Here is a 26296-nt window from a genome sequence, read left to right as displayed (position 1 = left end):
TACTTGGCAACGCATCAAAAAAAATCCAAGCAACCATCAACGATGGGCACAGTTTAAAGCCAATAAACGCGGTTATTATTCATTATGGATTTTTAGCATTTTATTTTTACTCAGTTTAATCGGGGAAGTATGGGTAAATGACAAACCGATCATGGTGTCTTATCAATCGAATTGGTATTTCCCTATTGTACAAGATATCCCAGAAGATCAATTAGGCGGTGATTTTGATATCAACACGGATTATCGAGACCCTTATATGGCCCAACAAATTAATAAAGAAGGATGGATGATTTGGCCGCTCATTCCATTTTATTATGACTCGATTAATTATGAATTAACCAGTGCCGCACCTTCGGCGCCAGATGTTGTTAACTGGTTAGGTACAGACGACCAAGGGCGAGATGTGGTTGCTCGTTTAGTGTATGGGTTTCGTATTTCAGTTATTTTTGCATTGTCGCTTACTATAGTCAGTTCAGTTATTGGCGTCATTGTGGGGGCAATACAGGGCTACTATGGCGGTAAAATAGATTTAATTGGGCAACGTTTCCTAGAAATATGGGAAGGGTTACCAATGCTCTTTATGTTGATTATTTTAGCCAGCTTTGTAGAGCCTACCTTCACTTGGTTATTAGGGTTAATGATTCTTTTTAGCTGGCCTAGTTTAGTGAGCGTGGTACGTGCTGAATTTCTACGTGGACGTCATTTAGAATATGTTAAAGCGGCGAAAGCGTTAGGCGTAAAAGACAGTAAAATCATGTTCAAACATATTCTCCCTAATGCAATGATCGCGACTTTAACCTTTATGCCTTATTTATTTACTGGTGCATTAACGACGTTAACGTCATTGGATTTTTTAGGATTCGGGTTACCGCTGGGATCTGCTTCTTTAGGTGAAATGATCTCCCAAGGTAAAGAAAACTTACATGCGCCTTGGTTAGCCATTACTGCTTTTATCTCTTTATCGAGTATTTTAGTGTTATTAGTTTTTATTGGCGAAGCCGCGCGTGATGCTTTTGACCCGAGGAAAACATTATGAGCGAACAATCGTGTCTTTTAAAAGTCGATAATTTAGCCGTTAGTTTTGCAGAGCAAAATATCTTATCTGGCATTAGCTTTAATTTAGATGAAGGTAAAACACTAGCGATTGTTGGTGAGAGCGGCTCTGGAAAATCATTGACTGCACTATCAATACTGCAATTACTACCTTATCCACATGCGCATCATCCTAGTGGCGATATTATCTTTGAAGGTCAATCTCTGATGGGAAAATCAGATGCTGTTTTAGAAGCGGTTCGTGGTAATAAAATAAGCATGATTTTTCAAGAACCAATGACGTCATTAAATCCGTTACATAGTATCGAAAAACAGATCGAAGAGACGTTGTTATTGCATAAAGGCTTAACAGGTAAAAAAGCGCAATTACGTACGCTTGAGTTATTAGAGTTAGTGGGAATAGACAATCCAAGTTCACGTTTAAAAGCTTATTCACATGAATTATCAGGAGGGCAGCGTCAACGAGTCATGATTGCGATGGCACTTGCTAATGAACCTAATCTATTAATTGCTGACGAACCAACAACAGCTTTAGATGCAACGATTCAAAAACAAATTCTGACGTTATTAAAATCATTGCAACAACGTTTAAATATGGCTATTTTGTTGATCACTCATGACCTTAATATTGTTCAGCAGTTTGCGGATCATGTATTAGTCATGTGTAAAGGTCAGCAAGTGGAGTATCAAGCAACACAGGTGCTTTTTGATTCTCCTGGCCATTCATATACTAAGAAGCTGTTAAATGCAGTGCCAACAGGAGAAATGGCTTCTCTCGTTGATCCTAAAGTGATTCTTGAAGCAGAAAATATGAATGTAAGCTTTTCTGTGAAAAAGAATTTTTGGGGGAAAACGACAAAATCACTAGATGTAGTGAAAAATGTATCATTAAAAATACATGAAGCAGAAACGTTAGCGTTAGTCGGAGAAAGTGGCTCAGGGAAAAGTACTTTAGCCCAAGCATTATTACATTTGAATAACCATACTGGTCAGGTTGTTTATCTAGGCCAAAGTATTAATGGGCTAGCAAAAGTCGATTTACAAGCACTTCGTCAGGAGTTGCAAATTGTATTTCAAGATCCTTACGCAAGCTTGAGCCCAAGAATGTCAGTACGAGATATTATTGCTGAGGGCGTACATGTATTTAATCGAGATAAAGCCTTAAGTGACCAAGATATTAATGAGCAAGTTTCACAGGTACTGATTAAAGTTGGTTTAGATGAAAGTGCCGCTAATCGATACCCGCATCAATTTTCAGGTGGGCAGCGTCAGCGAATTGCTATTGCAAGAGCTTTGATATTAAAACCAAAGCTTATTGTATTAGATGAACCAACCTCTGCCTTAGATAGAAGTATTCAAAAACAAATTATTGAATTATTAAAAGCATTACAAAAAGAGTTTTCATTAAGTTATTTATTTATCAGTCATGATTTATCAGTGGTTAAAGCGGTGAGTCATCGAGTGCTGGTCATGAAGGCGGGGGAAATAGTTGAGCAAGGTTTTACTTCAACTATATTTGAAAATGCACAGCATCCTTATACACAAGAGTTGCTATCATCGACCATTTTGTGGAATGATGTTTAAATTATCTATTATTTACATTGGGATGTTATGAGAAAATTAATTTTAGGGTGTTTGTTGTTTTCTGCATCAAGCATAAGTAGTGCATTAAGTTTAGATGTTCAGCGTGAAATTTTCACTGACACTTTAGATTTACAAGAGAAAAAAGAATGGCAAAAAGCCAATCAAAATATTGAAAAAATAGCTGATTATCCACTCGCTTATTATGCTGGATATAATTACTTAAATGCGAACCTTGCTAATGTTAGTGACAAAGAAGTCCTAGACTTCATTCAGCACAATAAAGGGAAAACGGTTACTGATGATCTACAGCGTGCTTATTTATTTCAATTAGCACAACAAAAAAGATGGTCTCAATTTTTAGTCGCTTTCCCAAGAATGCCTAATAACCCGATCTTAAAGTGCCATTATTTGCAAGCGTCTATTAAAACAGGAAAAGCAGAGCAGGCTTGGCCTGATGGCCAAAAGTATTGGTTATCAAGTACATCGCTTCCTAATGCATGTGATGATGTATTTGTTTTCTACCAAGATAATAACTTATTAACTCAACAGGATATTTGGAAACGTTTCGAACTTGCTTATATAAAAAATAAAGCAGGTTTGATGCGGTTTTTAATGGCTCGAATGGATAAAGGCAATGCCGCTATTGCTGCGGAATTGTATGAACTGCAAAAAGATCCTAAAAAGTTAACCAATAGCCAACTGTTTTCATCTCGAAAATCACCAAGTTTCAGTGTCTTAGTCCCTACTTTGCAGCGTTTAGCCAAGGTGGATATTGATCAAGCAATGAAGACCTATCAGCAATTTGATAAAAAAGTGAAGTTTACGCCTACTGAGTCATTACGTATTAAAAAACAGTTTGCTAGTGTTATTGTGCAAAACAATAAAAATCAACATTTTGAATGGTTAGACAAAGAGCTAGGTGGTTTAGCTAATGTATCATTAATTGAGCAACGTATACGTTACGCAATTAAACGTACTGATTGGAAAAATATTGAATTTTGGATTTCACAATTACCAAGTGAACGACGAAACTCATCAGACTGGTTGTATTGGCAAGCTCGCGTATTAGAGCATAAAGGTCAAAAGAAAGAATCGACTGCTTTATTTGAAAGAGTGGCAAAAAGTCGCAATTTTCATGGTTTTATGGCTTCTCAACGTTTAGGTGTTAATTTTTCACTTAACAATCAGGTCATTACAGAGAAGAAAGGTAGTTTAGCTAATTTAAGTCCAGATTTATCCATTATTGAAGAACTATTATTTCATAAATTGAATGTACCAGCCAAAAGACAATGGCAACGTTTATTAACTGGGCAAAGTAAAAGCCAGCAACAGCAATTAGGTTTATATGCTTATAATAAAGATTGGCCATATCTTTCTGTATTAGCCAGTATTAACTCTAAAAGCTGGAACGCATTGGGTATTCGCTTCCCTAATGCACGTGCTGAGTTATTTGTTGAAGCTGCTAAACAGTATGATTTGGAAGAAACTTATATCTACGCGATCACTCGTCGAGAAAGTAGTTTTGATCAACATGCAAAATCACCTGTTGGGGCGAGTGGATACATGCAATTAATGCCTAAAACAGCCGAAGAAACGGCTAAGTTAATTGGGTTAACTAATTACAATGATGTTTCACAACTTGATGACGGTAAAATAAACGTTAGATTAGGTACGGCTTACTTTAATGGTTTGTTAGAACGTTATAATGGTAATCGTGTATTAGCAACTGCGGCTTATAATGCAGGACCACATCGTGTTGATAGATGGGTGAGTGCAGAGAAGAAAAAAGGCAACAAAGGCATCGAAATAGATAGCTGGGTTGATACTATCCCTTTTTATGAAACACGTGCTTATGTTCAAAATGTTCTAGCTTACAATGTTATTTATCAACATGTTTTTGGTAAGCCTTTGAAATTTTTGAAGACTGAAGAGCTACTTGGTGAATATTAATTGCTTAATATTAATTGGTAAATATTAAGCAAATTAATGAATAATATCTAAGTTCTATATAAGTACTATTCAAATATGATGTTAGTGAATATCAATGATTATTTAAGCATTTTTATTCATTAGCATCATACTTACCAACAAAAAGTATTATCTTCACTTCCATCTTTTGTCTTCGTACTATTTTGATCAATAAAAAGCGTTTTACAGGCAGCTTTATCATTATTTTGTGGGCTACTCTCTTTAGCTTGTGCTTTCATTACATAGGTATGAGCTGATGCCGAGACAATACTAAAAGCATAATGTTCATGGGTTGTCGGTAGTCTCGCTATATTTATATCTGTTGTATATGATGGTTGCAGAATACGATAACTACTTTGTTCTACTTGAGCTTTAATTAATTCGCTTTGGGCGTCAGTGCGTCGAAATTTGATGATGAAGCTTTGATAAGATGGATAAGATATTGATATAAGAATAGCTAAAATAACCATGCAAACTAATAATTCAATTAACGTAAAACCTGATTGTCGATTCATGTTAACTCCCCCCTTTTTATTGAGTATAGAGAAGCATTAATAAATCGCACTAAAATTAAATTGGCTGAAATAGGCGGGTTTTATTCACAACACCTCAGTTTTAAATGACTGATCAATGTGTGAGTGATGAATAGGTTAATCAAAGAGTTTATGGACAACGGCCAATGTTTCATCAATTTTTTGGGTGTTACTAGGTGCAATGTAAATGGTATCATCGCCAGCAATCGTGCCTAAAATACCTTCTGCTTTACCCATTGAATCTAATAAACGAGCGATTAACTGTGCTGCGCCTGGACTAGTGCGAATAACAATTAAGCTATCATTTCTGTCTATATCTACCACTAAGTTTTTAAGAGGGCTGGTGGTCGCTGGAATACCTAACTCTGCAGGCAAACAATAAACCATTTCACCCGTTGCATTACGCGTTCTGACCGCCCCTGTTTTACTTAACATACGTGACACTTTAGATTGGTTAATATGCGTAAATCCAGCTTCTATTAGAGCATCGACGATCTCGCTCTGTGAGCTTAAATGTTCTTTTTTAAGTAGGCATTTAAAGAAGTCCATTAGTTCAGAAGTCTGTCGCATTTGTCATCCTATGTATAAATTATTATAAAGCTCGTATCTTAATCTAAATCATCGTTACGTTAATAGATTAAATGTCACTTTTTTTGCATATTTATTCGTTTTAATGCAAATAATAGTATTTATATAAGCATCGCTACTTTCTTTAATGCAGTTCTGCTAAAATTTGAATGAAATTTATATTATCAGGATGATTCATTATGATTTCTTTTTCTCGTCAAATTGGGTTTCTTTGCCTCTTATTATCAACGTCATTGAGTGCAAATACACCAAAGCAATTACAAGTAAAGTTTGCTACTGATGCTAACTATTTTCCTTTTGAATATTTATCTGATAACAAAAAAATTGAAGGTTTTGACATCGATATTGCCAAGGCTATTTGTGAGCAAGCTAATCTAAAATGTAGCTTTGAACATCATCGTTTTGATGGCTTATTACTTACTTTACCTTTTGGGCGTTATGATGCTGTCATTGCGGCGTTGGATATCACCAGTGAGCGACTAGAGAAAGTCGATTTTAGTGATAGTTACTATAAAGTGCCGCCAGTTTTTATCAGTAAAGAACAACTGCAGGGAAAGTTTTCATTAGCGGGAAAATTTATTGGGGTGCAAGCTAACACCTCAAATCAAAATTATCTTATTAAATTTGCTAAAGAAAACAGTTATATCGTGTCTTATTATTCATCTCAAGCGGCTTTAAATGATTTGAAGCAAGCGCGAATTGATGCTGTGTTTGCTGATTTTGCTGTTATTAATGATTTTTTAAGTAAACAAGAAGATAACTCATTAGTGATCAGTAGAACCGAAGCGGTATTTATTGAACAGTTTTCTAAAGGTTACGGTATTGCTGTTAAGAAAAATAATCATGTTTTACGCGACCGTTTAAACCTTGGTTTGAAGCTAATTGTTGAAAATGGTACTTATGCAAAGATCTTTCAGTCATATTTCCCTTAAAATAGTTATTAAGGCGAGTCACAAAGTAGTGGTAATCAGTCCTTAAAATAAGCTACTATTTTACATTCATCACAATTATTTAACATTTTTCACACATGCGTATTTATTCACTTTAGAATGCATACGGTTATTCTTAAATACTTAAACATTTTATTTCATTGGAGAAAAATATGAAAGTTGCTGTTCTTGGTGCTGCAGGTGGTATTGGTCAAGCGTTGTCATTATTATTAAAAACTCAACTACCAGCTGGTTCTGAATTAGCATTATATGACGTTGCTCCAGTTGTTCCTGGTGTTGCTGTTGATTTATCTCACATCCCAACTGCTGTTAAAGTCGAAGGCTTTGGTGCTGACGCGTTAGGTGCTGCATTAACTGGCGCTGATATCGTTATTATTCCTGCAGGTATGCCACGTAAGCCTGGCATGGATCGTGCGGATTTGTTCGCTGTTAATGCTGGTATTATCAAAACATTAGCTGAAGGCATTGTTGCTAACTGTCCTAAAGCATTAGTTGGTGTTATCACTAACCCGGTAAACGGAACGGTTCCAATTGTTGCTGAAGTGTTCAAAAAAGCCGGTACTTACGATAAAAACCGTGTATTCGGTGTAACAACGCTTGATGTTATTCGTAGTGAAGCATTTGTTGCTGAACTTAAAGGTCTAAACGTTGCTGAAGTGAAAGTGCCAGTTATTGGCGGTCACTCAGGTACAACTATTTTACCACTTCTTTCTCAAGTTGAAGGTGTTACGTTCTCTGAAGAGGAAGTTGCTGCCTTAACACCACGTATCCAGAATGCAGGTACTGAAGTTGTAAATGCTAAAGCGGGTGGCGGTTCTGCTACTTTATCAATGGGCGCTGCTGCTGCTCGTTTTTGTTTATCTTTAGTTAAAGGTTTACAAGGCGAAGACGTTGTCGATTACGCATACGTTGATATTGATGGTGGCGATGCTCCTTACTTCGCTCATCCTGTACGTTTAGGTGTTAACGGTGTTGTTGAAATTTTATCATACGGTAAATTATCTGCTTTTGAAGAAAAAGCGAAAAACGATATGTTAGCAACACTTAACAAAGACATCCAAGAAGGTGTTGATTTTATAAATAGCTAATCTGCTTTTAGTTTTTTTGTAAATTATTGATAAGGTCAGCTATTGCTGGCCTTTTTTATGTCTATAATTAACGGAACGTTTTTAGAATAATTTAATTAAATAAGTGGTTTATTTACGTGTCAGGAAAATGAATGAAAGTACATTGATTGCAATCACTCGTTAGATTGGCATTAATAGGGATCAATATGAAAGTGGTAGAAGTAATGACTTCAAGAGTTGTCACGGTTGATATGGATGATCGTATTCCAGTGCTTCAAAATATACTCTCACAAGCTGGGTTTCATCATTTACTGGTTGTAGAAGAGGGGAAGTTACAAGGTGTAATTAGTGATCGTGACCTGCTTCGAACGTTAAGCCCTTTCCTCGATACTGAAGCAGAATCAGTACGTGATAAAGAGACAGCACAACGACCTGCCCATCAAGTGATGACGCGTTCGCCAATTGTGGTTGATCCTAATACGTCAGTTAAAGAAGCATTATCATTAATGTTAACGCATGATATCAGTTGTTTACCCGTACTGGATGGCGACGATATTGTTGGTATATTTACTATTCATGATGGAGTTAGATCACTTATTCAATAAGAACTAGCGTATAATTACATTCATATTTTTTATTAAATATATTGATGCTATTGCTATCATTTGTGTTCCCCTATTGATTACCGCCTCATTTTATTCCCTAAAAAGGATTGTTTAATGAATAAAATGAACATGATTGATATGCATAAACATCATAAATAATGTGCTTTAAGTCTTTTATATTGCACCTGTTATTCTTTATAGTGTCGACTTAGACTAGTTAAATGAGATATATATGGATTATCTTCCTATTTTTACCAAATTAAAAAATCGTCATTGCCTTGTTGTAGGTGGTGGTGATATTGCAGCACGTAAAGTGCATTTATTATTAAAAGCACATGCTTCAATTACTATCTGTGCACCTGAAATTTCTGATTCTTTATTAGAAAAAGCGAAAAACAATCAACTTACAGTGATTCAAGAAAAATTTTATGATGAATTGATTGATGATAAATGGCTAGTCGTTGCGGCAACCAATCAGCACGATATTAATGAACATATCGCCCAATTAGCAGAGCAAAAACAAATTCTAGTTAATGTCGTTGATGAGCCTAAGTTATGTAGTTTCATTATGCCTTCGATTGTCGATCGCTCTCCTATTGTTGTGGCAATCTCGAGTGGAGGTAAAGCGCCGGTATTAGCGCGCTTAATTCGGGAACGTTTAGAAACTTTATTGCCTATGCATTTAGGGCGTTTAGCGAAAATATCAGGTGAATTTAGACATCGCGTGAAACAGGTGATTACTAAAGAATCTTTACGTCGCCGATATTGGGAAAAATTGTTTGGTAATGGAGATTTAGCAAGTCTATTACAGAAAGGGCAAATTGAACAAGCGCAGCAGTTTATGGAAGATAACTTAACTGAAGAAGTCGCTCAAGGCGATGTTGCTCTGGTTGGCGCTGGTCCTGGTGACCCTTCTTTATTGACGTTAAAAGCATTACAACTGATGCAACAAGCAGATGTTGTTTTATATGACCGTTTAGTCTCTAAAGAGATATTAGACTTAGTGCGTCGTGATGCTGATTTAATTTCGGTAGGTAAAGCCGCCGGTAAACATGAGGTTGAACAATCTCGTACCAATCAAATGCTGGTTGAACTAGCACAACAAGGTAAAAAAGTAGTACGTTTAAAAGGCGGCGACTCGTTTATCTTTGGTCGTGGCGGCGAAGAGTTAGAAGAACTTGTTGAGGCGGGTGTTGCGTTTCAAGTTGTTCCTGGCATCACATCAGCTTCAGGCTGTAGTACTTATGCTGGTATCCCATTAACGCATAGGGATTATGCTCAATCAGTGACCTTTGTGACAGGCCATAGAAAAGAAGATGGTAAAGCATTAGATTGGAAATCCTTAGCTACGCCACACCAAACATTAGTTGTTTATATGGGGTTGATGCGGGCACAAGAGATCCAAACTAATTTATTAATTAATGGGCGAGATCAAAATACACCTGTCGCATTAATTAATAAAGGCACAACAAATGAGCAGCAAGTTATTACTGGGACATTATCTGAATTATCTACATTAGGTGGGGGCTTAGAAGGGCCGACGATAATGATTATTGGTGAAGTGGTTCATTTATCCACTAAACTAGCTTGGTTTAAAGGTGAGAATAATAAGAAACTCTCTCGAGACCCGTTTCTAGTTAATTTATCTTAGATTATTTGTACCTAATAATTTGCCAATAAAAAAGCCTGATTCATCATCAGGCTTTTTTGTTTTAAAGCTTTTAAGCTAAATTTTAGAGTCTATTTTAGACTCTATCTGAAACTATAGTTTTAAGTGCTTTTGTTAAAGGTAGTTTTAATAAAAGCATATTGTTTAAGTAGAAGGCTTAATTTTCCCAATGTTGATCTAGGTGCAATGCGTCGTGATATAAACGTTCATAACGCTTAGCTGAGTCAGACCAATAGAAATGAGATTGCATTGCTTGTTTTTTCAGGCGTAACATTTCCTCTGGTTGCTCAATATAAAGCAATAAAGCACGGCGCAATATGTTTAATAACTGGTTGGGATTAGGATCATAAAACATGAAACCATTGGCATTATCTGGATCTTGGTCATAGTCAATAACGGTATCCTTTAAGCCTCCAACAGCTCGGACAATCGGCAGTGTGCCATAAGCTAAACTATAGAGCTGATTCAAACCACAAGGTTCGAATATAGAAGGCATCATAAAGAAGTCAGAGCCCGCTTCAATTAAATGCGATAGCTCATTACTATAAGCATCAATAAACTTAAAATTATCTTGGTAATGGCCTGCTAGTGCCGTTAAATGACCGGTAATACTTGGATCGCCTGATCCGACAATGATTAACTGTACATTATGTTTCAAGAAACGTTCCAGAATAGGGATGATTAACCCAAAGCCTTTTTGGTCTGTTAAACGGCAAACCATCCCAAATACTGGGACATCTAGTGTTGAAAGTCCCACTTCTTCTTGTAATGCGGCTTTACATTTATGTTTACCGGTAAGGTCATTACTATCAAAGTTAAATGGTATTAGTTTATCTGTTTCAGGACTCCAGTCATTATAATCACAGCCATTTAATATCCCTTGGAAATCACTAATGCGTTCAATGAAGTGGTTCGACATACCATGAGAGCCTAAAGTAGTTAACAGCTCACTCGCATAGTTAGGGCTGACTGTATTCACTTTGTCTGCATAAAGAACGCCCACTTTTAAAAAGTTAATATAGCTGTAATTTTCTAATACACGCTCATCCATACATGCGCTTACTTCAGGAATAAGGTTTAATTGGGATTTTTCAAAAATCCCTTGAAATGCTGAGTTATGGCTAGTGATAACGGTTTTACTATTGGTAAAGAATGAATTGTTATGGAAACGTGATTTTAATAAATAAGGGATTAAGCCAGTATGCCAATCATTACAATGAATAATATCGGGTGAAAAATCTTCTGCTAGCGCAGTCAGTAAAGCAGCTAAGCTAAAGAATGCAAAACGTTCTCCGTTATCAGGGTAAGCGTTGTTTTCTTCACCATATAGACCAGGGCGATCAAAATAATGTGCGTTATCAATACCTAAAACTTTAATGCCATCCAATGACAGCTCTTGTACTGAAAATTGAATATCTGGTCGCGAACAATCGGTGTGTAAGTTTAATAAGTGCGTTTGTTTAGCATGTTCTCTTTGCTTAAGCGTGCGATAAAATGGAGTCACAATGACGACTTCGTGACCTAAATTACGAAGTTCAATCGGGAGAGATTTCGCTACATCGGCAAGACCACCTGTTTTAGAGAAACCTTCAACTTCAGATGAGATAAATAAAACTTTCAATTTATGAGAATCCACTGGAAACTCCTTTGACTAAGAATATGAGCAATAAAAAAGCGACGAAGCGATCTGGTACAGTCGCTTTTTAACATTAATAATTAGAAGCCGATTCTAGAACCTTTGGGTATGACTACAATTCCTTCATCAGAAACAGTAAAGCGTTTTTTATCACTTTCTAGATCAACGCCAATCTTTACACCATCGGCTATTTCAACATCTTTATCAATAATTGTTTTAATAATCTCGCAATCTTTACCGATTTTAGTATCGCCTAATAAAACAGATTTATAAACATTGCTACGCTGACCGACAAAACAATTAAAGCCTAATACTGATTTCTTGATGGTTGCACCAATGATTAACGCACCATCGGAAATGAGAGAGCGTCTGATAGAACAAGTGTTATCACCATCATTTTGAAAGTTTGCAGCAGGTAATGCAGGGTAATGGGTATGCATTGGCCAAGCTCTATTATAAAAAGAAATTGGAGGCGTCGATTTAATTAAGTCCATATTAGCTTCCCAATACGACTCTATCGTACCCACATCTCGCCAATAAGCTTCTCCATCTTCATTTATTATTTTATTGGTGGTGAAGTCATACACAAATACTTTACCTGTCGGCATTAAATGCGGAATAATATCTTTACCGAAATCATGGCTTGATGTTTCATCTTTGGCATCTCGAATTAATTCTCTTTGCAGTTCTTTAGAGTTAAAAACATAATTACCCATTGATGCCAATACATTCTCAGGATCACCTGGGATCGTCTTTGCATCTTCCACTGAAGGTTTTTCAACAAAGCCGATCATGCGTCCTTCCTCATCTACTTCGATGATCCCAAAATGATAGGCTTGCTCTTTAGGCAGACGAATCGCTGATACAGTTAAAATCGCTTCTTTTTCTTTGTGATAACTAATCTTCTGACGTATATCCATTTTATAAATATGGTCACTACCAAAAATACACACAATTGGCGCATCATCGGCTTCGATAAATTGTAAATTTTGATAAATTGCATCGGCAGTACCGCTATACCAATGTTTACCTGTACGCATTTGTGCAGGGATGGCATCAATAAATGTATCGGTGAAGCTGTTTAATTCCCAAGCTTGACGTAAATGGGAATTAAGCGATTGAGATTTAAACTGGGTTAATACATAGATTCTTAATAAATCAGAGTTAACAAAGTTGTTAAGTACACAGTCAATAAGACGGTAACTTCCTCCAAATGGTACAGAGGGTTTAGTGCGAGACTGTGTTAAAGGATAAAGACGAGAGCCTTCACCACCTGCTAAAATCATCGAGAGAACTTTTGCCATCAGAAAAACCCACCTAAATAATATGAAAAATCATCATCAGTAACCTTTAAAAAGTTTACTCAAAACCTACTCTACTTCCTTTCGCAATCACTACGATACCATTCTCTGAAACAGTAAATTTTTTGCGATCTTCTTCTAAATTTTCACCAATAATAGTATTCGGAGCAATTTCAACATTTTTATCGAGGATGGCATTGGTTAAACGTGCGCCTTTACCTACTTTTACATTCCCTAAAAATATGCATCCTTTTACTTTTACATGTGTGCATAAGTGGCTTCTAAAGCCGAGAATACAGTTTTCTATATTGGCACCATTAATATAAGAACCTGCACCAATATGAGATTTAGAGACACTTGTTTCTGAGTCACCTTGATCCCTAAAGGTTGCTGGTGGCAATGGCGGGTGGTAGGTATGCAGCGGCCAATGTTTATTATATAAAGAGATGGGTTGATCATCGTTTAATAAATCCATATGGGCTTCCCAATAAGAATCAATGGTGCCTACATCACGCCAATATGCATGCTCTGGTTCGCCTGGTATTTTATTTTCACTAAAGTTATACACATAAACTGTACCCTTAGGGAATAGCTTAGGGATAATATCTTTACCAAAGTCATGACTAGAATTTTCATCGAAGGCATCTTTTTCTAATTCTTTGATTAATGTATCCGCTTTAAAAATATAGTTACCCATTGAAGCAAGTACATGGTCTGGATCGCCTGGAATGGTTTTAGCTTCTTCCACAGAAGGTTTTTCGGTAAAGCCAATCATATGGCCTGTTTCATTGATTTCTATAATACCGAAATGGTGGGCTTGATTTTTTTGTACTCTAATTGCTGCAACCGTTAACTCACCTCCCATTTTTTTATGATAATCAACCATTTGTTGCACATCCATTTTATAGATGTGGTCACTGCCAAAAATACAGACGTGTTCTGCTTCACTTTTTTCGATAAAACGGTAATTTTGATAAATAGCATCAGCCGTGCCTGAGTACCAATTTTTGTTAACGCGCTGTTGTGCTGGAATCGCTTCAATAAAGCGATCGGAAATACCGGATAAGCGCCAAGCGCGGCGTAAGTGAATATTGAGGGATTGCGATTTGAATTGAGTCAGAACATAAATTTTCATTAAGTCTGCGTTGACGAAGTTATTTAATGCAAAATCTACTAATCTATAATTACCGCCAAAAGGCACGGCGGGTTTGGTGCGATTTTGGGTCAATGGAAAAAGCCGAGACCCTTCACCCCCAGCAAGAATCATAGCTAAAATACCAGACATAGAGCCTCCACATTTTTATATTAGAAAGCTATGTTTGTGTTACATAGCTACTATCCAATTGACTAATTTATCTTTAAATATCTATCTTTGACCCTAACAATAAAGTGAGAACTATGACATGTTTTTTTGATGATTACTTGAGGCAGCTCAATACTTTAAACTTATTGTTTTGTGCATCTTCAAAGAATTTTTTATAAGTAACCGTTAAAAGTGGTTCGTAACGTAAAAATTTATTGGCCACAATGGTTAATTTTCCTTTTTTCTTCAAAAAGTTAACTGACTTGCTAATAAACTCTTCTGCTGCGTCATAGTTCGTTTTTTGACCAGAGTGAAATGGTGGATTTGAAAGCAATAAATCATATTCTTTATTTACATTAGAGAATACATCCGATGCAAATACATTGGCCTGTAGTGCATTAATTTCCAAAGTGAGTTTTGCACTTTCTAAAGCATAGACATTCACATCAATTAAATCTAGTTGTAATTGTTGATGTTTTTTCAAGAGGTAACAAGAAAGCACACCTGCACCACAACCAAAGTCTAAACCTTGTCCACTTAGTTCTTCTGGTAAATTATTTAATAATAATTCACTGCCTTTATCTAATTCGCCAAAACTAAAGACCCCCGGTAAAGAGCGAATCGTAAGTGAAATGTCATTAATATTAAGCTGATAGTCTTTTATCCACTGCTGTTGGTTAAAAATAGCGACAGGCTTACTTAATTGAGCATAAATAACACTACAATGACGAGCAGAATCGATAGCATTACTGTGGTTTGAATAGGGCGTTAATAATGTCGCGACGCTTTTTATGCCACACTTTTTTTCGCCGACTAAAATGATATCTGCATTTTCTTTAAGGTGAGGTGTTAAGTTTGCAAGTAAGTATTCAATTTCAGTTTTTGCTTTAGGAATATAAATTAATAACAGATCGAATTTGTCTTGATTCTCTTTTCCCTGGTAATCGGCTGTGAAGTGAACATCAGATGAGGTTAATTTATCTTTTAGTTTGTCGTAATAACGAAAATCATTAAAACAAAAGCAGCTTGATGATGCTATCCTTTCAAGGTTAATAGGGTAGCTGTCGTCGATATTACCTGCGACCAAGATAGACTTACCTGTAAATAATGACTCATTACGCTGTAAAACCTGGCTTGGATTTGAAAAAACTTGATTAAGTGCCATTATAAATTCCTGTTACAGCTTGTTATTCGAAGCTTAAATGATGATGTAAAGTGCAAGGAAAAGCATTATACCAATCGTAATTAGTATGTGAGCTAATATTTCGATTTGTATTATATTGTTATTTTAGCCATTACTCACCTACACATGAAAAAAAGATTGTCACAAGGATGTTATGAAGTTCACTAATAAATTTACGTTTATTACTAGTGCTATTGTGTTGACCTGTATTATTTTAGTGTTGATCGGAGGCATGTTTAGTTTGCGTTCACTAACGTTAAAGCATCATCAACAGATGCTTGATGGTGTAATAGAAGTGATTGAAAAGCAAATAGATAAACAAACCACAGCGACTCAATTTGATTCTTGGTTACCTGATTTATTGGATGCTTCTGGTATTGTCCGTTTAGAAGTTAAACGTGATGGTGTGACGGTATATCAAAATTATTATGCTAGTCGTCAATATTATCCGATACGATTATTACTGCGTTATTCCTATGAGCTAGATAAATATCCCGGCGTAAATTTGATATTGCATACCCGCCAACCCTTTTCCGATCTTCAATTTACCTTTTGGCCGTTGGCTGGTGTTGGTACTGCCATTTTGTTGAGTTTAAGTTTGCTGTATTTTGCGTTACGTTGGATAAGGCGCTCTTTCTATGGTGCTGAGTTATTAGAGCGTCGTGCTCATTATTTATTACAAAACAACCCAACAGCACGTTTCGCACAAGAGGGCGAGTGGCCTAAAGCGGCAAGTCAAGCGTTGGACATATTATCGGAACGATTAGAGAATAGTCTTAAAGAGCGTAGTGTTTTTGATATTCATATTAGGGGCAAAGCGTTTTTGGACGAAGATACAGGGCTTGGTAACCGTTTAGCCTTTGATAATATGCTAGAAACAATCGCAAATGATGAAAGTTATATATCCAACGCTTTAATATTAATCAGTTTGACAGAATTAAGCACATTGAAATATGAGTTTGGCGTAGAACAAGGCACGAAGGTTATTGATCAAGTGGTTGATTTGCTTAAAAGCTTTTGCGGTCGTTATGACGATAGTTTTTATGGCAGTGTTAAGAAGCCAGAATTTGTTATTCTGTTACCACAAATGGCTTATCAAGAAACTAAAGTCGTGGCAAAGCAGTTAACTAAAGCGTTATACCAATTACAATTACCAGATCCTTCTCTCATTGAAACCTTTTTTCATATCGGTGTGGTTAATTTCCCTTTCGGTACTCAAACCAGTCATATTATTGATGATGCTAATCGTGCTTTATTAGTTGCGGAGCATCAAAAAGTCAGTGGGTGGCATTTATCTGAGGAGAACTTGAAACACTCGGTCATTAGTAAGGGCACGGTGCATTGGCGTGGTTTATTAACCGATGTATTAAACAAAGAAGCGCTGTTGTTATATCAACAGCATGTTGTAAAGCGTGACCCTAATAATATTCTATATTCAGAACTGTGGCCTCGCATCATAGGATATGACAACGAAGTTATTACCGCTGGCACGTTTATGCCAATGGCTGAAAAGTGTGGTTTATGCGGCCAAATAGATAAACAAATGCTAGAAAAAGTATTGGCATTGTTAGTGGTTAGAGGTGAGTCTTGTAAACCTATTGCCATTAATTTAGGCTCTCGACTTTTAATGAATAAAGAAAGTCGTAAATGGCTCATGTTTGAGTTAATGCAAAAAACCAAAAAAATTCGCAGTAATTTGGTTATTGAGGTTTCTGAACATTTAATAGATAAAAATTACTCTTCTTTACGTGCTGCTTTGATCGCTTTTCAAAAAATAGGTTGTAAAATTGCAGTGGATAACGTTGGTAAGTCTGTTGTGAATACGCAATATATACTCGATTTTAATATTGATTACTTAAAACTACATGCAAGTTTAATAAGAGACATTCACCTTCGGAGTACCAATAAAGTTGCAATACAAAGCTTAATGGCAAGTTGTTTAAATAGTCACGCTCAAGTGATTGCAGTTGGCATTGAAACTGAACAAGAATGGAAGTGTTTACTTCGCTTAGGAGTTTGTGGAGGGCAGGGGAATTTGTTCTCAATCCCCAAACAAATGGAAGTGTCAATAAACCAAGGTTAAGCACTGTAAAATTGACCTATTATCTAAAAAACACATAAAGCTTTCAGTAAATTTTTTAAACTAAAGGGATAAATCTTTTTTGTGCTTTTAGCCCTGCTAAACCTTGTAAACCTCCTGTATGTAAAGCAACTATGTGAGTGCCCACAGGAAAATGATCTTGTTCGATTAATTGCCACAATGCATAAAACATTTTACCACTATAAATGGGTTCAATAGGAATATCGGTATCCGATGTAAATTGATGACAAAAATCAGCGAGTGCTGGTGATATTTTTCCATAGCCCCCTTCATGAAAATCAGTATGTAAGTGCCAACTTACTTTTTTATCTTGTTTGACAAAGCCCTTAACTGTTTGCGTTAAATAATGTGCATCTTTGAGTACCGCAATACCGTTAACGATTGTATTAGGGCTGTATTTTAAAGCTCCGCTAATAAGGCCGGCTAGTGTGCCAGCACTACCTGTCGCGGTAAAAATATGGTCGATTGGTAGGTGGCATTGTTGTATTAACTCTTCGATAACTTCCTCTACTCCAGGTACTGCTAACTTATTACTGCCTCCTTCTGGGATAATATAAGCATCAGGATATTGAGCTTGTAGGGTTGTTAAATAGGCTTCTTGTGCTTTCAGTCGATATGTTTTTCTATCTATAAATTGTAATTCCATGCCCCATTTTTGGACCTGAGATAAAGTCGAGTTTGATGCATAATGCGCCTCGCCTCTAATAATGCCTGTTGATTGAAACTTAAAATGATGACAAGCGGCAGCCAAAGCATGAATGTGATTTGAAAATGCACCACCAAAGCTAATAAGGTGATTTTTATTATTAGCTTCTGCATAAAGTAAGTTATATTTTAATTTTCGCCATTTGTTCCCTGAAATGTCAGGATGTAATAAATCATCACGTTTAACGGATACAGTAATAGATTTTTCAGTAAGCAGCGGGTGAGTGAGTACTTGCAAAGGGCTGTGTCCCATTGTTTGATATAAAGTGCTTTTTATAAAACTCATCTCTCTTCCTACTGTATTTAAAGTGGCTATTTTCGCTTGTATTTTACCTTAAAGTTGAATGAGTTTAGTTTTATTTATTCAAAGTAAATTTTATTGCTGTTTGAGTCAGACGTTAAGTTTGTAACAATGACGGAAGGCGAAGGGGATGTTTTGTAATAATGTTTAACATTAAAAAGTTAAACTGTGTGTCATTTAGCAATACTCAGGAATACTATGTTTGAATTTAAAACCATTGCATTATTTATAGTGACCGCCGTTGCTGAAATAGTAGGGTGTTATTTACCTTACCTTTGGCTTAAGCAAGATAAAAGCATTCTGCTTTTGATTCCTGCTGCATTCAGTCTTGCTTTATTTGCTTGGTTATTGTCATTACATCCAGCAGCTTCTGGTCGTGTCTATGCAGCTTACGGTGGAGTTTACATTTTTGTTGCAATGATATGGCTTTGGACTGTTGATGGTATAAAACCTACGCTGTGGGATCTAATAGGGGCATCAGTGGCACTTATTGGGATGGCTATTATTATGTTTGCACCGAGAAGTGCATGATTATTATTAGGAGTAAAAAGTGAGAGAAGCGTTAAGAGCTAAAATCATGACTGTGTGTGAGAAAAAGATAATGCTTAAAGGTGACAAAGTGGGACTTTCATTTTATGCGTTCTTCGCCAATAAGAATGATGATCCTGATTTATTGATGGAAGCAGCGACATGGTGGATTCAAACTCATAAATTAGATCATTTTGTTAAAGCTAAGGTGATTAAAGAGATGGTTAAAAGAGGTTTGTAATAATCTCTAGGATATATGTTTTTCATTTCATTTCATTTAATTTAATTTTCATATTTGACGTTAAAGGATCGTTAAAAATTTAACAGTATCTAAGTTTCTGTACCGTCATTTTTATTTTTACTACCCTGTAATAATTTCCTCGCTATCCGGTAATTGTCCCTCGATTATATTGTAAATATATAATCGCTCATTTGATAAATTGCTATTAACTTGAATTTTATGCGCTTAGAACATCATGGATCCTCACTGTTAACTTAAAATATTATTGGACCTTTTTTCTTTTTTATTGCGCAACCACACTTTAATGAGCAAAAAAAAAGTGTGCTTGTGATGTAAGTTACAAATTAAAAATTAAAGAAATTTTTATTTTTGCGTGTATGGCAATCTCATAACAACTTAGCAACAAAAAATAAGTAATTTGAAACATATTCATTACGTGTTGCATCCTTTTTTATTGCTTAGGTAGCAAATCATTCAACCCTAACCTTACATGGAGTTTAAAATGCTGAAGTCCTTTTATAAAAGTACCTTAATCGCAGCGGTAGTCATGGTGACAAGTGCTAACGCTTTTGCAGCAGATAAAGTATATCGATTAAAACTAGCAGAAACATGGGGGCCAAATTTCCCTGTATTTGGTGATTCTGTTAAAAATATGGTCAAAATGGCAGAGGAAATGTCTAATGGTCGTTTAAAAATTCGTGTCGATTCGGCTAACAAACATAAGTCACCCTTTGGTGTGTTCGATATGGTGAAAATGGGCCAATATGATATGGGCCATTCTGCGAGCTATTACTATAATGGTAAGGTGCCTAATACGTTATATTTCACAACAATGCCATTTGGTATGACGGCGAGTGAACAATATGCTTGGTTCCAGTATGGTGGTGGTCAAGAGCTAATGGATGAAGTGTATAGCGCTCATAATCTAGTTCCTTTCCCTGGCGGTAACACTGGGGTGCAAATGGGGGGCTGGTTCCGAAAAGAAATTAACACTCTTGAAGACCTTAAAAACTTAAAAATGCGTATTCCTGGCTTTGCTGGAGAAGTGTTAGCTAAGTTAGGTGCAACACCGGTAAATATTCCACCAGGTGAGCTTTATACTTCACTAGAGCGTAATACAATCGACGCATTAGAGTGGGTAGGTCCGTCTTTAGATTTACGTATGGGCTTCCATAAAATTGCACCAATTTATTACATGGGATGGCATGAACCTGCAACAGAGTTAATGTTCATTGTTAATAAAAAGAAACTAGAATCACTTCCTGCAGACTTACAAGCTATTTTAAAAGTGGCTATGCGTAAAGCGTCATACGACATGTATGTACAATCTTATGCATTAAGTGCTGAAAACTGGGCTGTAATGAAAACTGAATACCCTGATATTCAAGTTAAAACATTCCCACCTGCTGTGTTAAGTGCAATGAAAAAAGCCAATGATGAAATTCTTGAAGAGAAAGCAAGTAATGACCCAATGGCAGCTAAAATCATTAAGTCACAACAAGACTATTTAAAACTAGTACGCGTTTGGACTGATATATCGGAATATGGCTATATTAAAAGTACTAAAGAACTAGTTGAATAGTTAACTAGTTAAACAAAGGCTACTTACGGTAGCCTTTTTCTTTTTACCCTAGCCTGTCTACTAGAAGGAATTATCTCAAATGGAAAGTCTGCAAAACGTCTTCGATCGCTTTTCTGATGTTATAGGTAAAATAGCTGCTGCATTAATGATTTTATTATTAATTAATGTTTTTTATGATGTGGTTGCTCGTTATTTTTTCAAATCTAGCTCTATCGCTTTTCAAGAATTAGAGTGGCATATATTTGCTTCAATGTTTTTACTCGGGATTGCTTATACATTAAAAGAAGAAGGGCATGTCCGTGTTGATATTATTTATGAAAAACTCAGTAATAAAAATAAAGCCTGGATTAATAGCCTAGGTTGTATTTTCTTTCTTTTACCTTTTTGTGGTCTAGTTATTTGGTATGGCTATGACTTTACACTGGAATCTTATAGTTTGAATGAAGTGAGCGGAGATCCTGGTGGGTTATCGCATCGCTGGTTGATTAAAGCAATGATCCCTCTTTCAGCTATTGCACTGACTTTTAGTGGGTTAGGCATGTTGATAAAAAATCTTCGCTGCATTCTTAAACAAGACATTTAAAAGGGACTTTTTATGATTGGTATTATTATGTTTGGTGTGGCGTTATTGCTACTACTAACAGGTTTTCCCGTCGCATTTGTATTTGGTGGTGTTGCTTTAATTTTTGGTGTGTTTGCTGAGGGATTTGAATTATTTGCCTTTATGCCATATCGCATTATGAGCATCATGGAAAACTCGATCATGATGGCGGTACCTATGTTTATTTTCATGGGGAACGTATTACAAAAAACTAAATTAGCCGAGCAATTATTAGAAGCAATGGGGCAGTTATTTGGTCGCGTTAGGGGCGGTGTTGCTGTTTCTACTATTCTAGTAGGTTGTTTGTTAGCGGCTTCAACAGGTGTTGTTGGCGCCTCTGTTGTTGCAATGGGGGTTATTTCTTTACCTGTTATGCTCAAGTATAACTACGATAAGAAACTTGCTACTGGGGTTATTTGTGCTTCTGGGACGTTAGGGCAAATCATTCCACCTTCTATTATTTTAATTATTTTGGGCGATGTGATGGGGGTGCCTGTTGGGGACCTCTTTAAAGCGGCAATATTACCTGGGGCGATATTAGTTGGTGCTTTTATATTGTATGTATTGATTTATGCTTACTTTAAACCGGAATCTGCACCTGCACTACCTGAGTCTGAATTTTCAGGGCCTGGTGGGTTCGCGCCTTACTGGACCGCATTCAAAGCGATTGCGCCACCTCTCGTGTTAATTTTCTCGGTATTGGGATCCATATTTTATGGTATTGCCACGCCAACAGAGTCATCTGCCATTGGTGGTGCCGGGGCTATTCTATTAGCACTTTTATATCGACAGTGTTCATGGAAAATTATTTGGGAGTCTTCCGTTGAGACGGTCAAAGTCACTGCAATGGTATTTGCTATCTTTATCGGTGCGACGGCTTTCTCTATGGTGTTTTCATACACGGGTGGTGAAGAGTTAATTGAAGAATTAATGTTTAGTTTACCTGGTGATAAGTGGGGCTTTTTAATCATTACCATGCTGGTTATTTTAGTGCTTGGTTTCTTTATCGATTTTGTAGAAATTTCATTTATTGTGGTGCCTATGCTGTACCCAATTGCTGAAATGATGGGAATTGATTTAACATGGTTTGCTATCTTAATCGCAATGAATCTACAAACGTCCTTCTTGACGCCCCCCTTTGGCTTCAGTCTATTTTATCTAAAAGGGGTTGCCCCGCCTGAAGTGAAAACAATGGATATTTATAAAGGCGTTATACCGTTCATTGGATTACAGCTACTCGTATTAGCTTCAATCGTTATTTTTCCAGGCTTTTATGGCTTCGAATAATAAGGAGGGATTGGCTAACGCATAAAGGTATTTAATGAATAAGCCATTATGATAATAATCTATTAATAATCCATAAAGCCTCTCTCGTAGAGGCTTTATTCATTCTAATTAACTGTTTTTAAATAAGTGTTCACTCGCTTGTCGTTTGGAAAGCAAGTTGATAAGTGAGTTTTAAATATCATGACTTAATAGCTTTAAAAATTAGCTTTATTTGTCTCGTATTATTTTATTGGAAGGTAGCACGTTAATAAATTTATATTTTATGAGGGACTTAATAACAAAAAAGCCTGTTTAAAACAGGCTTTTGGGGAATAGGGATTTAATCTATTTTTATTATTTTACTTCTTTACCTGATGCTTGTAAGTCTGCGTGGTAAGAAGAACGTACCAATGGGCCACAAGCTGCATGTTCAAAACCTACTGATTTTGCCATCTCTCCTAGTGCATCAAACTCTGCTGGTGGAACGTAACGTTCAACAGCAAGATGTTGTAAGCTAGGTTGTAAATACTGGCCTAGCGTAAGCATAGTTACACCGTGATCGGCTAAATCTTTGATCACAACTTCAATCTGTTCGTTTGTTTCACCTAAACCCATCATTACACCTGATTTAGTTGGCACGGTTGGGTGTTGCTCTTTAAATTTTTGTAATAGTTGTAATGACCATTTGTAATCGGCACCTGGGCGCACTTGTTTGTACAAGTGTGGTGCAGTTTCTAAGTTATGGTTAAATACATCTGGTACGTCTTTTTCAAAACAAGCTAATGCTTTATCCATACGGCCTTTAAAGTCAGGTACTAGGATTTCAATTTTAATCGCTGGATTCAATAGACGGATTTCACGAATACAGTCAGCAAAATGTTGCGCACCGCCATCACGTAAATCATCACGGTCAACAGAAGTAATAACGACATATTTTAACTTCATGTCTTTTATTGTTTCAGCTAGTTTTTTAGGCTCATTTTCATCAACAGCAAGCGGTTTACCATGGCCTACATCACAGAAAGGACAACGACGTGTACAGATATCACCTAAAATCATAAAGGTCGCTGTACCGTGGTTAAAACACTCATTTAAGTTAGGGCAAGAAGCTTCTTCGCACACAGAATGTAGTTTATTCTTTCGTAATGCAGCTTTAATTTCGTTAACGCGAGTGTTATCTGCCGCTAGCTTTATCTTCATCCAAGATGGTTTCTTTAAAATAGTACCTTTATCAGATGGAATTACTTTAATTGGAATATGAGACATTTTATCTGCATCACGCAGTTTGTTGCCGGCTGTTAATTGGCTTGGCTTAGTGTTCATTAATGAAGCTCTCTATCTGTGTGTATTGTAAATTCTGATTTAATTTTTCAATCAATAACGGCGATAATTCTGCGACAGAAGATGTTATTCCTAGATCGCGACACTGGGTCATTTCTAATCCAGCATAACCACATGGGTTAATTTGTAAAAAAGGTGAAAGATCCATGTCCACATTTAACGCTAAACCATGAAATGAACAGCCTTTACGGATTTTTAATCCTAATGACGCAATTTTCTTTCCATCAACATAAACACCAGGCGCATCGGGTTTCGCTACCGCAACAACCTTATGCTCTGCTAATACATCAATAATCGCTTGCTCTATAATACTGACTAAACTACGTACATTGAAATCTTTACGGCGAATATTAATCAATAAATAAGCAATTAATTGGCCAGGAGCATGGTAGGTAATTTGCCCTCCACGATCGCTTTTTACCACAGGAATATTGCTGTTAGTTAATAAATGCTCTGCTTTGCCTGCTAACCCTTGGGTAAAAACAGGTGCGTGTTCAACTAACCATATTTCATCAACACTATTTTCGTCACGTTGCTCTGTGAAGTCACTCATCGCTTGCCATGTTTCTTGGTAAGGAGTGACGCCTAAATAGCGTATGATCAATTTATCTTGGATTGCAGTCATGATGTCGGCTTATAAAATAAAACGAACGTGTTCAAGTTTATTGAGCTCAGTATAAATCTCTTCTATATGTTCCTTGCTCGTCACAATAACAGGCACTGCTAAAGAATGGTAAGTCCCTTTAGAGCTAGGCTTTATTGTCGGAGAATAGTCACCCGGTGCAATTAATTGAATAACGCGGATAACGTCAGGAACTAGTTCTGGATGAGCTAGACCCATCACTTTAAATGACAAACTACATGGGAATTCTAATAACTCATCAAATTTAGTATTTAATGCCACGCTTGCCTCCAGAGCAAAAATAGACGTTTAAACTAATAAAGTGAGGCTTTTAACCTCACTTTAGATTATTGGTTAATGTTATACGATAAACATTATTGGTATATGGGGATTTTTTTAGCCAAACCAACCAATAAATAATAATTTAATGTAATCAATGATACGGCTGAAAATACCACCTTCTTCCACTGTTTCTAATGCAATTAAGTCGTAAGTTGCAATTGGTTCATCAGCGAGAGTGTAATTAACTTGACCTACTTTATCACCTTTTTGAATTGGTGCACGAAGCTCGTTATTAATAACAAAATCAGCTTTTAGATTTTGAGATTGATTACGTGGTAACGTTAATGGTGTGTCAACAGAAACACCTAAACGAATGTTTGCTTGTGTACCCATCCAGATGCGTTCACTTGCAAGCTGATCATTTGCTTTATACGGTGTGATTGTTTCGAAGAAACGGAAGCCCCAGTTAAGTAGTTTCTTACTTTCTACTTTACGAGCATCATCAGAGCGCGTACCCATTACAACACTGATTAAACGCATACCATCTTTTGTTGCAGATGACACTAAGCTGTAACCTGCTGCGCTAGTGTGGCCTGTTTTCATACCATCTACATTTAGGCTTTTATCCCATAACAAACCATTACGATTGTATTGTACGATACCGTTGTATTTGAATGATTTTTCGCTATATATTTTGTACTCATTTGGTACATCAGTAATAATTGCTTTTGCTAATGTTGCCATATCTTTTGCAGTTGTATGATGTCCATCAGCGTGTAAACCATGACTATTTACAAAGTGCGTATCATTCATGCCTAACTGTAATGCCCAAGAGTTCATTAAATCTGCAAAAGCAGGTTCACTACCTGCAATATGTTCAGCCATTGCAACACAAGCATCATTACCTGATTGAATGATGATACCGCGGTTTAAATCTTCAACAGTGACTTCTTTACCAATTTCGATAAACATTTTTGATGAATCAGGGAAATTCTTTGACCATGCATTATTAGAAATAGTGACTTTATCAGTCAGTTTAAGATTTCCTGACTTTAACTCTTGCCCGATGATATAGCTGGTCATCATTTTAGTTAATGATGCTGGCTCGAGTGTTTCTTCACTATTATTTTCAGATAGCACTTTTCCTGAATCAAAATCAATTAATAAATATCCTTTAGCGGCAATTGACGGTGCTTTAGGAATAATCATAGGAGCGGAAAACGCATTAATACTAAATAGGAAAGTGATAAGCAGTAGGCTTATTTTTTTCATGTTACATACCTTCA

24 protein-coding genes are annotated in these 26296 nt (G+C 36.4%); 13 read left to right on the top strand and 11 right to left on the bottom strand.

Annotated elements, in window-relative coordinates; genetic code table 11:
- Positions 1 to 13: 13 nt before the first annotated feature.
- Genes Q0794_RS07695 through Q0794_RS07685 form a run of 3 tightly spaced genes read left to right on the top strand, consistent with a single transcriptional unit; the run spans position 14 to position 4587 of the window.
- Complete coding sequence (locus tag Q0794_RS07695; RefSeq protein ID WP_298941189.1) at positions 14 to 1036, top strand: ABC transporter permease; 1023 nt, start codon at positions 14 to 16, stop codon at positions 1034 to 1036.
- Positions 1033 to 2637 (top strand): ABC transporter ATP-binding protein, encoded by a 1605-nt coding sequence (locus tag Q0794_RS07690; protein WP_298941151.1) that lies wholly within the window; start codon positions 1033 to 1035, stop codon positions 2635 to 2637. Before Q0794_RS07695 ends, Q0794_RS07690 begins: the two co-directional genes overlap by 4 nt.
- 27 nt (positions 2638 to 2664) lie before the next feature.
- A complete protein-coding gene (locus Q0794_RS07685) occupies positions 2665 to 4587 on the top strand; it encodes a transglycosylase SLT domain-containing protein (RefSeq protein WP_298941150.1) in 1923 nt (640 codons plus the stop codon).
- A 131-nt stretch (positions 4588 to 4718) separates the two neighbouring features.
- On the opposite strand, the gene Q0794_RS07680 is transcribed toward Q0794_RS07685, so the two are convergent.
- A complete protein-coding gene (locus tag Q0794_RS07680) occupies positions 4719 to 5120 on the bottom strand; it encodes a type IV pilin protein (protein ID WP_298941149.1) in 402 nt (133 codons plus the stop codon).
- Between the two features lie 135 nt (positions 5121 to 5255).
- Positions 5256 to 5708, bottom strand: coding sequence for a transcriptional regulator ArgR (argR, locus tag Q0794_RS07675; RefSeq protein ID WP_298941148.1), 453 nt, complete (start codon positions 5706 to 5708; stop codon positions 5256 to 5258).
- 197 nt (positions 5709 to 5905) lie between these two features.
- Here argR and Q0794_RS07670 point away from each other — a divergent pair, with 197 nt between their 5' ends.
- The 4 genes from Q0794_RS07670 (at position 5906) to cysG (ending at position 9999) form a co-directional block, all read left to right on the top strand.
- A complete protein-coding gene (locus tag Q0794_RS07670) occupies positions 5906 to 6658 on the top strand; it encodes a transporter substrate-binding domain-containing protein (protein WP_298941147.1) in 753 nt (250 codons plus the stop codon).
- A gap of 170 nt (positions 6659 to 6828) precedes the next feature.
- The gene (mdh, locus tag Q0794_RS07665) at positions 6829 to 7764 is read left to right on the top strand and encodes a malate dehydrogenase (protein ID WP_298941146.1); all 936 of its coding nucleotides are present in this window, start codon (positions 6829 to 6831) and stop codon (positions 7762 to 7764) included.
- A 179-nt stretch (positions 7765 to 7943) separates the two neighbouring features.
- Positions 7944 to 8348, top strand: coding sequence for a CBS domain-containing protein (locus Q0794_RS07660; protein ID WP_298941188.1), 405 nt, complete (start codon positions 7944 to 7946; stop codon positions 8346 to 8348).
- Positions 8349 to 8580: 232 nt separating this feature from the next.
- Complete coding sequence (gene cysG, locus Q0794_RS07655) at positions 8581 to 9999, top strand: siroheme synthase CysG (protein WP_298941145.1); 1419 nt, start codon at positions 8581 to 8583, stop codon at positions 9997 to 9999.
- Between the two features lie 175 nt (positions 10000 to 10174).
- On the opposite strand, the gene glgA is transcribed toward cysG, so the two are convergent.
- The 4 genes from glgA to rsmC all read right to left on the bottom strand — a co-directional run bounded on the left by glgA (position 10175) and on the right by rsmC (position 15422).
- Complete coding sequence (gene glgA, locus Q0794_RS07650; protein ID WP_298941144.1) at positions 10175 to 11653, bottom strand: glycogen synthase GlgA; 1479 nt, start codon at positions 11651 to 11653, stop codon at positions 10175 to 10177.
- An 80-nt stretch (positions 11654 to 11733) separates the two neighbouring features.
- Positions 11734 to 12957: a glucose-1-phosphate adenylyltransferase gene (glgC, locus tag Q0794_RS07645; RefSeq protein ID WP_298941143.1), complete on the bottom strand. Its 1224-nt coding sequence runs from the start codon at positions 12955 to 12957 to the stop codon at positions 11734 to 11736.
- A gap of 55 nt (positions 12958 to 13012) precedes the next feature.
- Positions 13013 to 14239 (bottom strand): glucose-1-phosphate adenylyltransferase, encoded by a 1227-nt coding sequence (glgC, locus tag Q0794_RS07640; RefSeq protein WP_298941142.1) that lies wholly within the window; start codon positions 14237 to 14239, stop codon positions 13013 to 13015.
- A gap of 133 nt (positions 14240 to 14372) precedes the next feature.
- The gene (gene rsmC, locus Q0794_RS07635; protein WP_298941141.1) at positions 14373 to 15422 is read right to left on the bottom strand and encodes a 16S rRNA (guanine(1207)-N(2))-methyltransferase RsmC; all 1050 of its coding nucleotides are present in this window, start codon (positions 15420 to 15422) and stop codon (positions 14373 to 14375) included.
- A gap of 172 nt (positions 15423 to 15594) precedes the next feature.
- Between rsmC and Q0794_RS07630 the strand changes: the two genes are divergently transcribed.
- Positions 15595 to 17523 (top strand): EAL domain-containing protein, encoded by a 1929-nt coding sequence (locus Q0794_RS07630; protein WP_298941140.1) that lies wholly within the window; start codon positions 15595 to 15597, stop codon positions 17521 to 17523.
- A 55-nt stretch (positions 17524 to 17578) separates the two neighbouring features.
- Here Q0794_RS07630 and Q0794_RS07625 read toward each other — a convergent pair whose 3' ends face one another.
- Positions 17579 to 18532 carry a pyridoxal-phosphate dependent enzyme gene (locus tag Q0794_RS07625; RefSeq protein WP_298941139.1) on the bottom strand — a complete coding sequence of 318 codons (954 nt, stop codon included), beginning with the start codon at positions 18530 to 18532 and terminating at the stop codon, positions 17579 to 17581.
- A 213-nt stretch (positions 18533 to 18745) separates the two neighbouring features.
- Between Q0794_RS07625 and Q0794_RS07620 the strand changes: the two genes are divergently transcribed.
- From Q0794_RS07620 to Q0794_RS07600, 5 genes are all read left to right on the top strand, one after another.
- Positions 18746 to 19078 (top strand): YnfA family protein, encoded by a 333-nt coding sequence (locus Q0794_RS07620; RefSeq protein WP_298941138.1) that lies wholly within the window; start codon positions 18746 to 18748, stop codon positions 19076 to 19078.
- Between the two features lie 19 nt (positions 19079 to 19097).
- The gene (locus Q0794_RS07615) at positions 19098 to 19316 is read left to right on the top strand and encodes a DUF6500 family protein (protein ID WP_298941137.1); all 219 of its coding nucleotides are present in this window, start codon (positions 19098 to 19100) and stop codon (positions 19314 to 19316) included.
- 502 nt (positions 19317 to 19818) lie between these two features.
- Positions 19819 to 20898 (top strand): TRAP transporter substrate-binding protein, encoded by a 1080-nt coding sequence (locus Q0794_RS07610; protein ID WP_298941136.1) that lies wholly within the window; start codon positions 19819 to 19821, stop codon positions 20896 to 20898.
- Positions 20899 to 20977: 79 nt separating this feature from the next.
- Positions 20978 to 21481 carry a TRAP transporter small permease subunit gene (locus Q0794_RS07605; protein WP_298941135.1) on the top strand — a complete coding sequence of 168 codons (504 nt, stop codon included), beginning with the start codon at positions 20978 to 20980 and terminating at the stop codon, positions 21479 to 21481.
- A 12-nt stretch (positions 21482 to 21493) separates the two neighbouring features.
- Positions 21494 to 22786, top strand: a complete 1293-nt coding sequence (locus tag Q0794_RS07600) for a TRAP transporter large permease subunit (protein ID WP_298941134.1) — start codon at positions 21494 to 21496, stop codon at positions 22784 to 22786.
- 333 nt (positions 22787 to 23119) lie between these two features.
- On the opposite strand, the gene lipA is transcribed toward Q0794_RS07600, so the two are convergent.
- From lipA to Q0794_RS07580, 4 genes are all read right to left on the bottom strand, one after another.
- Positions 23120 to 24088: a lipoyl synthase gene (lipA, locus tag Q0794_RS07595; RefSeq protein WP_298941133.1), complete on the bottom strand. Its 969-nt coding sequence runs from the start codon at positions 24086 to 24088 to the stop codon at positions 23120 to 23122.
- Entirely contained in the window at positions 24078 to 24731 is a 654-nt protein-coding gene (gene lipB, locus Q0794_RS07590) for a lipoyl(octanoyl) transferase LipB (RefSeq protein WP_298941132.1), read from the bottom strand. Before lipB ends, lipA begins: the two co-directional genes overlap by 11 nt.
- 9 nt (positions 24732 to 24740) lie before the next feature.
- A complete protein-coding gene (ybeD, locus tag Q0794_RS07585; protein WP_298941131.1) occupies positions 24741 to 25010 on the bottom strand; it encodes a DUF493 family protein YbeD in 270 nt (89 codons plus the stop codon).
- A 114-nt stretch (positions 25011 to 25124) separates the two neighbouring features.
- On the bottom strand, positions 25125 to 26282 hold the full coding sequence (locus tag Q0794_RS07580; protein ID WP_298941130.1) for a serine hydrolase: 1158 nt from the start codon (positions 26280 to 26282) through the stop codon (positions 25125 to 25127).
- Positions 26283 to 26296: the final 14 nt, after the last annotated feature.

Origin of the sequence: uncultured Psychromonas sp., from assembly GCF_947489755.1 — a bacterium.
Taxonomy (GTDB): domain Bacteria; phylum Pseudomonadota; class Gammaproteobacteria; order Enterobacterales; family Psychromonadaceae; genus Psychromonas.
Note: the sequence above shows the minus strand (reverse complement) of the source record. Positions and strands in the feature narration are given on the sequence as shown.